The 13,681-nt window shown below is 31.8% G+C and carries 16 protein-coding genes; 3 read left to right on the forward strand and 13 right to left on the reverse strand.

Translation table 11 applies throughout. The annotated features are described in order from the left end of the window. Positions 1 to 10 precede the first annotated feature (10 nt). The 8 genes from AS157_RS00320 to AS157_RS00355 all read right to left on the reverse strand — a co-directional run bounded on the left by AS157_RS00320 (position 11) and on the right by AS157_RS00355 (position 7,147). Positions 11 to 298, reverse strand: a complete 288-nt coding sequence (locus AS157_RS00320) for a hypothetical protein (protein WP_077289283.1) — start codon at positions 296 to 298, stop codon at positions 11 to 13. Further along, positions 295 to 903, reverse strand: a complete 609-nt coding sequence (locus tag AS157_RS00325; RefSeq protein ID WP_077289282.1) for an RNA polymerase sigma factor — start codon at positions 901 to 903, stop codon at positions 295 to 297. Before AS157_RS00325 ends, AS157_RS00320 begins: the two co-directional genes overlap by 4 nt. Continuing rightward, a complete protein-coding gene (locus AS157_RS00330; RefSeq protein WP_077289281.1) occupies positions 890 to 1,636 on the reverse strand; it encodes a DUF72 domain-containing protein in 747 nt (248 codons plus the stop codon). Before AS157_RS00330 ends, AS157_RS00325 begins: the two co-directional genes overlap by 14 nt. Then, complete coding sequence (locus AS157_RS00335) at positions 1,633 to 3,516, reverse strand: ATP-dependent helicase (RefSeq protein WP_143611763.1); 1,884 nt, start codon at positions 3,514 to 3,516, stop codon at positions 1,633 to 1,635. The genes AS157_RS00330 and AS157_RS00335 overlap by 4 nt, the downstream gene beginning before the upstream one ends. Positions 3,517 to 3,881: 365 nt before the next feature. Continuing rightward, positions 3,882 to 4,325, reverse strand: coding sequence for an SRPBCC family protein (locus AS157_RS00340; RefSeq protein WP_077289279.1), 444 nt, complete (start codon positions 4,323 to 4,325; stop codon positions 3,882 to 3,884). Positions 4,326 to 4,329: 4 nt separating this feature from the next. Continuing rightward, entirely contained in the window at positions 4,330 to 4,965 is a 636-nt protein-coding gene (locus AS157_RS00345) for a hypothetical protein (protein ID WP_077289278.1), read from the reverse strand. Positions 4,966 to 4,976: 11 nt separating this feature from the next. After that, positions 4,977 to 5,960: a LacI family DNA-binding transcriptional regulator gene (locus AS157_RS00350; protein WP_077289277.1), complete on the reverse strand. Its 984-nt coding sequence runs from the start codon at positions 5,958 to 5,960 to the stop codon at positions 4,977 to 4,979. Further along, positions 5,957 to 7,147, reverse strand: coding sequence for a competence/damage-inducible protein A (locus tag AS157_RS00355; RefSeq protein WP_077289276.1), 1,191 nt, complete (start codon positions 7,145 to 7,147; stop codon positions 5,957 to 5,959). The genes AS157_RS00350 and AS157_RS00355 overlap by 4 nt, the downstream gene beginning before the upstream one ends. Before the next feature lie 130 nt (positions 7,148 to 7,277). Between AS157_RS00355 and pyrG the strand changes: the two genes are divergently transcribed. Genes pyrG through tsf form a run of 3 tightly spaced genes read left to right on the forward strand, consistent with a single transcriptional unit; the run spans position 7,278 to position 10,163 of the window. Then, entirely contained in the window at positions 7,278 to 8,852 is a 1,575-nt protein-coding gene (gene pyrG / locus AS157_RS00360; protein WP_077289275.1) for a CTP synthase, read from the forward strand. Further along, entirely contained in the window at positions 8,849 to 9,559 is a 711-nt protein-coding gene (locus AS157_RS00365; protein WP_077289274.1) for a PHP domain-containing protein, read from the forward strand. Before pyrG ends, AS157_RS00365 begins: the two co-directional genes overlap by 4 nt. Positions 9,560 to 9,572: 13 nt before the next feature. Continuing rightward, complete coding sequence (gene tsf / locus AS157_RS00370; RefSeq protein ID WP_077289295.1) at positions 9,573 to 10,163, forward strand: translation elongation factor Ts; 591 nt, start codon at positions 9,573 to 9,575, stop codon at positions 10,161 to 10,163. 33 nt (positions 10,164 to 10,196) lie between these two features. Here the strand turns inward: tsf and AS157_RS00375 are convergent, their stop codons facing one another. The 5 genes from AS157_RS00375 to AS157_RS00395 form a co-directional block, all read right to left on the reverse strand. Then, positions 10,197 to 10,883, reverse strand: a complete 687-nt coding sequence (locus tag AS157_RS00375; RefSeq protein ID WP_197023224.1) for a permease — start codon at positions 10,881 to 10,883, stop codon at positions 10,197 to 10,199. Then, complete coding sequence (locus AS157_RS00380) at positions 10,880 to 11,356, reverse strand: permease (protein WP_077289272.1); 477 nt, start codon at positions 11,354 to 11,356, stop codon at positions 10,880 to 10,882. The genes AS157_RS00375 and AS157_RS00380 overlap by 4 nt, the downstream gene beginning before the upstream one ends. A gap of 80 nt (positions 11,357 to 11,436) precedes the next feature. Further along, positions 11,437 to 12,072, reverse strand: a complete 636-nt coding sequence (locus AS157_RS00385) for a Crp/Fnr family transcriptional regulator (RefSeq protein WP_197023222.1) — start codon at positions 12,070 to 12,072, stop codon at positions 11,437 to 11,439. A gap of 29 nt (positions 12,073 to 12,101) precedes the next feature. Beyond that, positions 12,102 to 12,740, reverse strand: coding sequence for a TIGR00153 family protein (locus tag AS157_RS00390; RefSeq protein WP_075665823.1), 639 nt, complete (start codon positions 12,738 to 12,740; stop codon positions 12,102 to 12,104). Between the two features lie 15 nt (positions 12,741 to 12,755). Then, on the reverse strand, positions 12,756 to 13,673 hold the full coding sequence (locus tag AS157_RS00395) for an inorganic phosphate transporter (RefSeq protein WP_077289271.1): 918 nt from the start codon (positions 13,671 to 13,673) through the stop codon (positions 12,756 to 12,758). Between the last annotated feature and the right edge of the window lie 8 nt (positions 13,674 to 13,681).

Genomic DNA, 13,681 nt, shown 5'->3' on the forward strand with positions numbered 1-13,681 from the left:
ATTTCACCTCTCAAAATCCATCGCTTACCAATGTTATATCATAAATTGGTTCAAACTCTTTCAATACAGGTGTGGTGTTATTTTGTGTAAAAACCTCATTTTTGGGTTTGTCAATTCCCATGTAGACTAAAGAGATTATACTAATTCCCGCTATCAAAATTATCGATTTGTACAACATAGAAAATCTTTTCTTTTTTTTGATATTATTAATTACCTTTTCTTCCAAAATATCTCCCGGTTTATAGCAAGTGGTTTGTTTTAATAGTTCTATAACCTTACCATATTTTTCCTCGGTCATACTATACCTTCCTCCTTAAGAATCTTTTTAAATTTTTTCCTGGCATTATGAAGTCTGCTCTTTACAGTGCCTTCAGGTATGCTTAGGATATCCGCTATTTCAAGGTAAGACATTTCATCTATATCCCTAAGTTTTATTAATATTCTCTCATTTTCTGGGAGCTTTTCTAGCACTTTATTAATTTTTTCGTATAACAATTCCGATTCTACTTCTTTTTGCACATCTTTTTCTTTATCTGGAATATCTGCTTCTATATCTTCTTCATCGTTTTCTACACTGAAAACTTTTTCACTTTTCTTTTTGAATTTTTCATAGTACGTGTTACATACATTTAACGTTATTTTATATATCCAAGTAGAAAGTGAAGAGTTTCCTTTAAACTTTTTTATTCCTTTAAATATCCTCAACATGACTTCCTGTACTATATCATCCACATCATCTGTCCCAAAATACGTTTTGGCAAAGGATCCAATCTTTGGTGCATATTCTCTGTATAACCTTCTGTATGCCCATTCTTCTCCCTTTTTTAGGGCATCTATAAACTTTTTTTCACCTTCCCAACTAATTTGACTATTGTCTTTTTCTTTGTGTTCAAAAAATTTCAAGTTTTCCACCACCAATTATTTCCCTAAAATCCATTGCGTTTAAAAGCGCGTATCCACGATAGCAGTTATTAAAGTAAATATACTTTTCTCCTTTAAAATCCTTTATTTTTTCATAAATTTCCAAAAGTTCTTTTCTTTTGTAATTGTAATTATACCTTGTTTTAACATCTCCTTCAAACCACTTTTTATTTCTTCCATGGAGTCTAACGTATAATTTCTCATTTGCATTTATCTTAAATGGATAGAAATCCTTTAACTGTGGTTGATCAATTGTTATTATTTCAAAATCTTTTGTTTTAAAATCCACCCAAGATATATGTCTAAACTCAACAAACAAATTTTTTATCTTTTTTGAAAGTTTATACAAATACCCTTCATTTTCCGGATTTTTCTTGAATGAAAACGGAAATTGTGCAAGATAACCTATCAATCTATTTTCGTTTTCCATTTCACAGGTTTCTTGCAAAAATTTATCCACAAGTTCTAAATCTTTTTCGTGTGTTATTCCGCCGTATAGTTTTATTGAAAATATAAAATTTCTTGGAGTTTTTCTTAAAAGAGATACAATGCCTTTGTATTTTGGCATTCTATAATACGTGTAGTTTAATTCCACTGTATTAAATGTGTACTTTCCAATGTAATAATTTAACATCTGTGCTTTTTTAATATCTTTTGGATATACTGTACCTATCCAATCATCAAATTGAAAACCACTTGTTCCTATGTATATCATTTTTCAACTCCATATTCAAGGTGTTCGACAAGATGAAATGGAATCTCGTCTATAAAGCTTTTTCCACGTCTCATTAGATAATCATTTCCGTAGAATATTCTAGATGAGCCTCCTACACTGTGAATTATGTATAGATGATCTTTTGCACGTGTTATTGCAACATAAAATAGTCTTTCTTCTTCATCTATGTTATTTTCGCGCAAACTCATTATATGTGGAAAATCACCTGGGTTAACACTTAAAATAAAAACTACTTTCCATTCAAGTCCTTTTGCCTGGTGAATAGTGGTAAGTGTTACCTTTTCTTTTTCGTTGTCTTCGTTTCTCATTTCATAGCTTTCACTTATTAATATATCACCGATAAAGTTTTCGGTATTTTTGTAAAATGATGCCATTTCTATAAGGCGTTCTATATCCTCTCTTCTATCCTTGTAATCTTCAAATTTTTCTTCCATTTTTTTGTGATAAAAGTCTATGTAAAATATCTTTATTCTTTCACCTGGATTTTCCACAGTTAGTGTGTTTTTAATAGTTTCCCTTAGTTTTTTAAAATCGGAACTTTTTTCTTTTATCTCGTCTAATGCGCTATATCCTCTTTTTGAAATTTCTTCTGCATAGTTATTTGCCTTTATATTTCCTATGCCATTTACAAGTTTTAGGAGCCGTATCCATGAAATTTTTTCTTCAGGATTTACCGTGGTCTTTAGAAATGCCATGCAATCTTTTACGTGTGCTGTTTCGGTAAATCGTAAACCAGAGTATAACTTAAATGGAATGTTATGTTTTGAAAGTTCAAGTTGAAGCTCAAGGGAATGTGCGTGTGCTCTGTATAGCACTGCGATATCATTTAGAGATATTCCGTTATGTTGAAAGTTTACAATTTCATTTGCAACAAAGTCTGCTTCATCGTAATGGTCAAATACTTGTACTACGAATGGTTTTATACCCGTACTTCTTTTTGCGCGTAATGTTTTCTTTATAGATTTTTTTGGAAGCATTTTATTTATAAAATTGACTATTTCTTGTGAACTTCTGTAATTTGTTTGGATTTTGAATGTTTCTGCTTCTTTTTGAAAATCAAGTACATTTTCAAACCTTGCACCTCTAAATGAATAAATGCTTTGTGCATCATCTCCAACAACTATTAGATTCTTGTGTACAGTTGATAGTAGTTCTACTATTTTGAATTGTACTATATTGGTGTCTTGAAATTCATCAACGAGTATCCACTTGTATCTTTCCGATTCTCTTAATCTGATGCTTTTACTTGTTGAAAGTATGTGGAGTGTGTGGATTAGAAGATCGTCATAATCTACAGAATTTTGAGCTTGTTTTTCTTGTTGGTATTTTATTAATATTTGTTCTATTGTATGTTCTTGTTCTAGGAATCTTGGGTTGTATCTTGTTATTGCTTCTTTTAGCGATGAAAGTGTATTGTTCATATACGAGTATATTGAGATGAGTTGTTTTGCAGTTGGTACTGTTTTTCTTTCGGATTTTGGTATTAATTGACTTCTGATGCTTTCCATTAAATCTTTTGCATCTTCACTATCTAGGATGGTAAAGTTTGGTTTTAGTCCAATTGTGCTTCCATATCTTCTAAGAAATAGGTTACATACGTGATGGAACGTACCTGCCGTAATACCTTCTAGATTTGATTTTGAAACTACTTTGGCCCTTTGTAGCATTTCTTTTGCAGCTGCTTTTGTAAATGTAACAAGCATTATCTCCTGTGGTTTTACACCGGAGTTTATAAGGTATGCTATTTTGTATGTAATTACCCTTGTCTTACCACTGCCAGGTCCTGCTATTACCAATGTTCTTCCTTGTGATTTTGTTACCGCTTTATACTGTTCTTCATCAAGTTCTTTTTCAAACATCTGTTTCATCCTTTCTTTATATTTTCTTATTAATAATAATAATATAGAGGGTGAAAATTGGAAAGTTATTAAAAAAAAGGCTTGTAAATTGTTGCTATTTCTTAATTTGTAACTTTCCAATTTTCTAAATGGTAAGTTACCAGTCTTTGGTAAAAAGAAGATAAATACTTAAAAAATGAGATTTTGGGTGGTAAGTTTTCGTTTCTCTTGTTATATACAGTAAAAGACGATTGTTTGTGAGATTTTTAGTGGTAAGAAATTTTGCAAATTGGAAGGTAAATTTCTTACCATGTGGTTAGAAATCAATATATAGTATATAAATCTTTCCAAAGAACTATATATAGTATATAAACTTTCCAAAATACTTACCGAAATAGTATTATATTTTGTTCTATATATGCCTTTGCGAGTATGAGCATCTGTCCCCAACCAAATGCACAGCCGTATCTAATGTCTATTTCTTCTAAGTTTTTAACGATGGTATTATCCGTTATACTTATCCAAGTTCCACCGTCTAAGTTCTTTTGAAACTTTATAGTAACTTTTGATCTAAATCCGTCTTCGTATTCGTACCACCAGAATTCCCATAACTTGTTTGGGATTATTTCAATAGTGTATCCCCTATCAATAACCTCTTCACCTGTTAATCTTTCCCATCTAAAGAATATATTTCCACCGTCTTTTAATTCCATTTTCATGCCATCTGTAAACCATGGATCCCATCCGTTTTCATTTACAAACGTTTTGTATACCTTTTCAACAGGTGCATCTATAAAATCTATAAAATGCATGGGTTTCAATTTAAGCACAGTATTACCCCTTTCGTATGGATAACAACACTCCCAGTGCAATAGAGAGCATTGCAGCTGTTAATACTCTATATTCTGCTGGTAGTAAGAACGTAATAGTATGGGCTGGAATCCAAAAGAACGGTATGGTTTTTAGAACAACAAAACCAAAAAATTTATTCCAGTCAATTGTATTTATAACATCACTAAATTTTACGGAAAGTATCCCTTTTATTTTTCCCTTTCCCAAGTCTATGTAGGTATCAGTTATTCTATGAAATGCCATAAAAGTTGGGGCAAATATAAGGTTCATCAACGTGCTGGTAAAAAATGCGTGAAAGAATCTATTTTTTCCTGGAAGAAGTCCTTTTTCCATAACATTATACGTGCCACTTGAGAATAATTCAAATACAAGTACAAAACACATACCTAGAAATCCCCATATAATAAATCTGTATATTAATCCGTATGGTTTTGTATATCTTTTTCTTTGTAATCTCAAAGATAGTATTTCTCCCATTGTTGCAAGTATGGATACCTTTAAAAATCCCATAAAGTATGGATGGGATCTATTTAAAGCTATATAATAGTCATGGAGAGAGATTAAAAGAAAAATTATTAGAAGAAATGTAAATATCCAAATAAAATCACCTTTTTTCATAATATTCCTCCTTATGTATTTCTTTCTATTAATTCCGGTTTAAAGGCAATTGTTTGTCTTTTTCTGTTATACCCCTTTATTTTTCTTAATAACATTTCACCTGCAGTTTTCCCCATTTTCTTTATAGGCTGTTTTATGGTGGTAATATTTAATATGCTGGATAAAGTAAGGTTATCAAATCCACAGAGGAAAAAGTCTTTTTTAGGTTCAAGTCCTTTTATCCTTGCAAATTCTATTACCGGGAATGCAAAGTAATCTGTTGTTGCAAATATAATGGGTTTTTTTGAAATGGTAAAAACAGCTTTTGCAACTTTAATTGCTTCAAGCCAGTCAAGATCTATTTTAAATATTTTTTCTACTTTTCTTCCTTTTCTTTCTATTGATTCGATAAATCCACTTACCCTTTCTTCAAAGACGGTACTTTCTAATTTTGTTTTTCTATCGTGTGTTACTATAAATAAATCACCTTCAAAATTAGATAGATAGTCTCCTGCTATCATTCCACCGTAGAAGTTATCCAATATTACAGAATCGTACTTTTGCGAATCAAATTCCACCGAAACAACGGGTACATTTTTTGGGATATACTGTTTTAAGAGCTTGTCAACGTTTAGTGCATCAATTATTACTCCGTCAGTACCGAGCACAAAATCAGAGCTTTCCCTTACAAATTTATATCTATTTTCACTGTAAAGTGGATATACAAAGGAAGTATATCCTTCTTTTTCAAATACTTCATCTATTCCAGAAAGCAAAAGTTGATGAAATTCACCAACCATCTGTGGAAAGATAGTGGTTATTATCTTTGTGTGTCCACTTGAAAGCCTTCTTGCATGGGGATTTGGCATGTAACCCATTTCCTGTATAATTTTTAATACGTGTTCTTTAGTTCTTGGGTTAACGTGCGGACTGTTATTTATAACCCGTGAAACAGTTCCCACACCAACACCTGCTTTTTTTGCCACATCTTTTATGGTAATATTTTTCTTTTTCATTCTATAATCCTCCTTAGTAGATTTAATGCATAGAGTGAAGATTTTTCCCTTATTATTTGTCTATTTCCCCTAAAGAGAAAATTTTTTGCAAGATAAACATCTTTTTGTCTATCGTAGGCACAAATCCAAACAGTCCCTACGGGTTTTTCCTTGGTACCACCTGTGGGTCCTGCTATACCGGACACCGAGACAGAATAATCGCTATTTAGAATCTTACATACCCCTTGTGCCATTTCAATTACGCATTCTTTACTTACAGCTCCAAATGTTTTAAGGGTATTTTTACTTACATTTAAAACATTTTCCTTTACTTCATTTGAATATGCTACAATTGCGCCTTTAAATACTTTTGAAACACCAGGTAGACTGACAAACTTTGAGGAAATCAATCCACCTGTACAAGATTCTGCAAAGGAGACAGTTTTATCTCCCAATTTTTCAAAGACCACTTCTTCTATTGTTTTGTTGTCAAATGCGTAAATATAATCAGATAATTTTTCCTTAAGTAAATTTACTATTTCATCTACTTTTTTTCTTTCGCCGGTAAACCTTAATTCCACACCTGTAATATGGCTTGCCATTGTTGCGACGTTGATATCGTGTTTGTATATTATATCTTTGTATTTTTCTACCAAGACTGCCTCTGGAATACCCAAAAATTTAACCCTTCTTTGATATATTTTTTCGCCTTTTTTTATATGGTTTAACGCTTCTTCAAAAATAGGTTTCATTTCAACAGGGGGGCCTGGAAGAATAATTATATTATCAATTATTTGTCCAGGTGCTGTTCCAACGGGATTTTCTATTACCTTTGCACTTTCTATTACCCATGCTTGTTTTTTTACATTTTCTGGCACTTCTCTGTGAAATTTTTTAACCTTTTCTAATATGCTTTTGTATATTTTATCTGAAAATACGAGCTTTTTTCCAAGGGCTTTGGAAACTGCCTCTCTTGTTAGATCATCTTCTGTAGGACCTAAACCTCCAGTTGTTATTAATAAATCTGCTTTTTTTAAGGAACTTTCGATTTCTTCTACCAATATTTTCATGTCATCAGGAAGTGTTTTTATAGCTATAGTTTTGTATCCGAAATCTAATAACTTTCTTGATATATATTTTGAGTTTGTATCTAGTATTATTCCCTCAACTAGTTCATTTCCTATTGCCAAAATTATGGATTTTTTCATATAAATTCACCTCTTTTCGTTTTTGGAACGTTTCCAAATATATGATACCACAAAAAAAGAAAAGCTGTAACTTTAAAGAAACACGAAATATAACAAAAAATAGTAAAATTTTACTAAAAGGAGGGATAATATGCCTCAAAAATTTATTGTGGTTACTGGTGGTGTATTAAGTGGAATAGGAAAGGGAATTTTTTCCGCATCTCTTGCCAGGATTTTAAAAGATAGTGGTATAGATGTTAATATATTAAAGATAGATCCATACTTAAATGTAGATGCGGGGACTATGAATCCAAATCAGCACGGTGAAGTATTTGTTACAGACGATGGTTATGAGGCAGATCTTGATTTGGGGCATTATGAAAGATTTTTGGGAATAAACGTTTCAAGAAAAAATAATATTACGGCGGGGCAGATATACTTTTCCGTTATCCAACGTGAAAGGGATGGAAGGTATTTGGGTTCCACCGTTCAAATAGTACCTCACGTCACATCTGAAATTAAAGATAGAATTAAGTCAATGGATGGAGAACTCTTGGTAATAGAAATAGGGGGAACAGTTGGAGATATAGAGGGTGAAGTGTTTTTAGAAGCGGTAAGAGAACTTGCCTTTGAAGTGGGAAGGGAAAATTTCCACTTTGTACATGTAACGTATGTTCCGTATCTTAGAACCACAAATGAGTTTAAGACCAAACCCACTCAGCAATCTGTTCAGCTTTTAAGGAAAATAGGTATTCACCCTGACACTATAATAGTTAGGACGGAAATGCCCATTGATGCAAATAGTTTATTTAAAGTAGCTCTGTTTAGTGGTGTACCAAAAAATAGGGTGATAAATCTTCCAGATGTATCAAATGTATACGAGGTACCAGTGGTACTTCACTCGTTAAATTTACATAATCTTATCTCTGAGAAATTGAACTTGAATATTGAAGATAATTTTTCTTGGAGTTATCCAAAATCATTTGAGCTTTTAAAAATAGGGATTGTGGGAAAATACCTTGGTACAGATGATGCATACAAAAGTATAATTGAATCTATATACCTTTCGGGTGCACAAAAACCCGTGATTGTAGATGCACAAGAACTTGAAGATATGACAGATGAACAGGTAAAAGATTACCTTGATGGTTTTGATGCGTTAATTATACCAGGAGGGTTTGGAAGAAGGGGAATAGAAGGTAAGATAAAGGCAATAAAGTATGCGCGTGAGAATAAAAAACCCATTCTTGGAATATGTCTTGGTATGCAACTTATGGCAATTGAATTTGCAAGAAACGTTGGAGGGTACGAAGGGGCGAATTCTACGGAATTTGATCCAAATACACCGTATCCCGTGGTTAATATGATGGAATCTCAAAAAGAAATTTTAAAACTTGGTGGTACTATGAGGCTTGGAGCTCAAAAGACAAATGTTTTAGAAAACACACTTTTGAGCAAAATATACGGCAACCAATTAGTAATATACGAAAGACATAGACACAGATACGAAGTTGATGCCGAATCATTTTCAGATATATTTAAATTACCTGGCAATGAGGGTTATAAATTAACAATTTCTGCAAAATCAGATTTTGTTGAGGCTGTGGAATTGGAAGATCATCCATTTTTCTTGGGTGTACAGTACCATCCAGAATACAAGTCAAAGGTGGGAACGCCTCATCCGATTTTTAAGTGGTTAGTAAATATTGCAGGTGGAAAGAAATGATAGATTACCATTTACACAGTAACTTTTCCGCAGATTCCACATCTTCTATAGATGATATACTAAGTATGGCTGGAAATTTGAGTATAATAATAACGGATCACTATGAAGCAGTGGATGGTGAGGAAAGTTTTAAATTTGATGTGGAAGTGTATAAAAGAGAGATGAGAAAAAGGAATTTACCAATAGGTGTAGAATTTGGATGGGACGGAAAAGGAAAGATTGATATAGATTTAAAGGATTTTGATTTTGTTATTCTCTCAAATCATAAGAAATATGATGAAAAAGATAGACAAAAGGTATATGAGAAGTATCTTTTGGATTTATACACATTTGTAAAGAAAATAGACGATTTTCACGTACTAGGGCATCTTGATTTTCCAAGAAGGTTTTCTGAGGGTTTTGAACCTTTTTCTAAAAAGCTTTATCCAATTATTGAAGATGTGTTAAGACTTGTACTTGAAAAGGGAAAAACAATCGAAGTTAATACTGCTGGTATTTTTAGATATGGTGAGCCAAATCCTTCAATTGATATTTTAAAACTCTTTAAGAAACTTGGTGGAAAATATGTTACAATAGGTTCCGATGCCCATAAAGTAGAACATGTGGGAAGGGGAATAGAAAAGGTGTATGAAATTTTGGAAGAGGTAGGTATAAAGTATTTGATGGTATATGAGAATGGGTGGAAAATATCTTCTAAAAATATATAAAGGAGGAGAAAGTATGATTAGTGCAAAACTTGTTAAGGAGCTTAGAGATAGAACTGGTGCTGGAATGATGGAGTGTAAAAAGGCACTAGAAGAGACAAACGGAGATATAGAAAAGGCCATAGAGGTCTTAAGAAAGAGAGGTATTGCAAAGGCTGCAAAAAAAGCATCAAGGGAAACAGGAGAAGGTATAATTGCATCTTACGTACATTTTAACAAAAGAATAGGAGTTTTGGTGGAATTAAATTGTGAAACAGACTTTGTTGCAAGAACAGAGGAATTCCAAGAACTTGGAAACAAAATAGCAATGCACATTGCTGCAATGTCACCAAGATGGGTAAAAAGAGAAGAAGTACCACAAGAGGTTATCGAAAAGGAAAAGGATATCTACAGAGAACAACTTAAAGATTCTGGAAAACCAGAAAATGTTATCGAAAGAATAATTGAAGGAAAATTAAACAAATTCTTTGAGGAAAATTGTCTTTACGAACAAAAATTTGCATTTGATGAAGAAAAGACAGTTGAAGATATGATAAAAGAAGCAATTGCAAAGATAGGAGAAAATATCAAAGTTTCAAGATTTGTTAAATTTACAGTAGGTGAATAATTATTAAAAGTCCAGTTCCACTTGGAACTGGACTTATGCTATTTTTTTTGCATTTCTTCTGATAACACAATCATCGATTGTAACTTCTTTATTTAAAACTCCTTTTGCGAAAGCTTTGCAATTTGCATACCCACAAGCACCACAATCCATGTTTGGTAAATTGTTTAATATTTCCCTTATATTTTTGTACGTGTAATTGTTGTTTGAAATTTCGTTTAAAATATCTTCTCTCTTAACTAATTTTTCCATAATGTATCCCATTAGTAAAATAGCAGGTATTGTTAGTATATATCTTGTTAATGCAAAAGATAGTCCAAGAAAGCTTGATTCGACCATAAACATTACGATTTTAACTACTGCCCATGAACTAATAATTATCACTAAATTTGCAATACTTGCCCCTTTGAAAAATAGAGCTTGTGCAATGGGAAAAGCCGCGTATATTGGACCTGCCGATATTGCGCCTGTAAATATCGATAAGAGTTTACCTTTTATTCCAGATTTTTTTCCAAAGTGTTTCATTATAATTTCTGAAGGTACCCATACTGTTATTAGTGAAGATATTATAAGAATGGGTGGCATAACTTCTAGCATTTCTATAAGAAATCCTTTTGTCATTTCCAAACCTTTGTAAAATATCGATGGTTTTACAAAAAATGCTATAGTATAGAGAACTATACTAATAAATATTAATTTGTTGTTTTTTATTAATTTAATCACAATATCACCGCCATACCTGAAGCTATTAATATTGCAGCAACAAAACTTAACCATAACCTATGTAGTGTAAATTTTTTTCCAAAATACTTTGTTTCTATTGGTATAGTTGCAAAACCTACCATTGTTAGTGTGGTTATGAATGCAGCGATTGCCGTTAAGTTAGCACCACTTTGATAAAGTGATTTGGATAGTGGAAAGGCTATAAAAGCGGGGATTATAGTTAAGGCCCCTATAATTGCTCCATAAAGCGTGCTTAAAAATTCATTTGAATTTCCAAGTAGTTGCTTTATGAGTTCTGGTGGTAATATTGCCAAAACTAGACCAACTAATGCCATAACTCCTATTATTTCGATAAATGTCTTTATAAGAAGATTTTTTGATAAGATAAGGCTTTCTTTTGTTTTTTCTCTACTTTTAAATGTTGACCATGACAAAAATAATACTGCTAGAATAATCAAAATTATCGTATTCATTAGATCACTCCTTTTGATAAATTTTTCTAATTTTATTATATTTTACACAAAAAAATAAAACCGTGATTGAAATCACGGTTTTATCTAAAGAGCTTTTTATTTATGATTTTGATATGATTTTTATCTATTATCTTTATTATCCCCTCGTTTTCTAATTCTTTAATCTTTTTTGAGACAACTTCTCTTACGCTACCGATATCATTTGCTATTTTTTGTTTTGATTTAAAAAATATTACATCACTGTTTTGAGTTTTATGTAGTAGTGAGAAGTACTTTATTATCCGTTCTTTTATAGATTTAATAATGAGTATATCTATTACATTTGATAAATTTACCATTTTTCTTGATATTTCATTCAAATAAGTAATAAGGAATTCTTCGTTATTTTTTAACAAAAATAAAATTCCTTCCTTAGAGATTTCCATTATTTCTGATTTCTTTTCGGAGATTATAAAGGATGGATAAAATTCACCAGCAAATATTAGCCCTTCGCCAAAGCTTTCGTTTTCGCTTATATATTTTACAACTTGTTCATTTCCTTCTGATGTAAATTTTACAACTTTTAGTCTTCCATTTAAAACAACACTTATTTGTTCTAATTTTTCATGTGGTGAGTGTAATACTTCATTTTTTTCTATATGGAAAATTTTACAATGTTCTTTGATATTTTCTTTTAAAGATAAAATTTCTTTTGTAATGTTTTTTTTACTAATCAATTTTACTCCTCAAATGCGAGTTTTCGTTTTCATACTTTTCTTTTGTAAAGTATTATTTGGATTCTATCTGAGACATCTTCTGAAGTATCGGATATGTCAGCTATTCTGTGTACTAGTTTTTTTAATTGTATTTTTTCCGCAAGTGATATATCAAGATTAAATATCTTTCTTATTGTTTCCCTTTCTATATCATCTGTTTTATGTTCGAACTTTTCCGTTTCTATTATCATCTCACTTGCTTTATCAAAATCTTTAAACATCTTTTTTGCGGCTTTTTTTAAGGCTTTATAGGTTTCAAGAGATGTTTCAACGAGATCTATAATATTTTCTCTAATTTCTTGTGGGATTACTAGATTTTGTAGATCTATCTCATCTGCTACTGATTCTGCTTTGTTTGCAATTCTATCTAATGCTTCAATGGTACCCAAAAGGTCCCCCCTAAAGTTTGGAAGAAATGCACCTGAATACATTTCAAGTTCTGCTTTTCTTCTAATTTGATCTGTCTGTGATTCTATTTTTCTAACTTCCTCGGCAAGTTCCTTTCGTTTTTCTATATCATTTTCCTTTACAAGTTCTACCAATTTTTTTATGGTATCTTCTACGGAATCCAAATGACTTTCAAATAACTCAATTACTAGTTGCTCTTTTTTACCAAAAAATAGACTCATATTATTTTCCTCCTTTTATACCAGTCTCATTAAATAGTATATCAGAAAAGTTATAGCCCCTGCAATTACAGGGGTATTAATCCAAGCACTAACTATTTTGAAGATAATTTTTTTACTTGAAATTCTCGAGCCCTTTGCATATCCTGCACCTATAACTGCCCCTACTATTGCTTGTGATGTTGAAACGGGTATACCAAGTAGTGCGTAAATCCATACGGTAATGGATTCACCCAATACTGCAATTGCAGAGGAATAATAATCAAGCTCTATTATTTGTGTACCCACTGTGTACATTACCTTGTAGCTATACGTTAAAACACCCAATGCTATACTTATACCACCTAATAGTGCGGCATTTTTAACTCCAATGGCATTTGCAAATACTCCTGTGATATTTGCAACATTGTTTGCACCAAGTGAATATGCACCATATGCCCCTATTATTAATGTCGCAAAAAATATAACTTTTTCCTTTACATAAATGGATTTTATTTTATTAAACGGTCTTGCAAAGATTTTATATGAGATATAACTAAAGAAAATACCACCAATTGGTGTAAAAAACCACGCAAGAAAAAGCTTTGAGAGTATCCCCCATTTTACTGTACCTTCTATTAAAGAAGTTGCAATTATTGAACCTACTATTGCCTGAGAAGAAGAGACGGGGACACCTATATAAGTCATGGTAGTCATTGTAATAGCAGACGAAAGTACGGATATTGCAGCAAGTTTTAAATCACTTGCGGAAATACTGCTAATAGTTAAAATACCTTTTTCTCCGCCAATAACTGCACCGATTATTATAAATATTGCAGAAATTATTGTTGCAGTTTTGTACTTAATGATTCTATTTGAAACTGCAGTTCCAAATATATTTGCTGCATCATTTGCTCCAAGAGACCAGCCAAAAAAAATAGCTGGAAGTAAGTATATAAATATTT

The sequence above is a fragment of the Thermosipho sp. 1244 genome (genome assembly GCF_018588215.1).
GTDB classification, from domain to species: Bacteria; Thermotogota; Thermotogae; order Thermotogales; family Fervidobacteriaceae; genus Thermosipho; species Thermosipho affectus.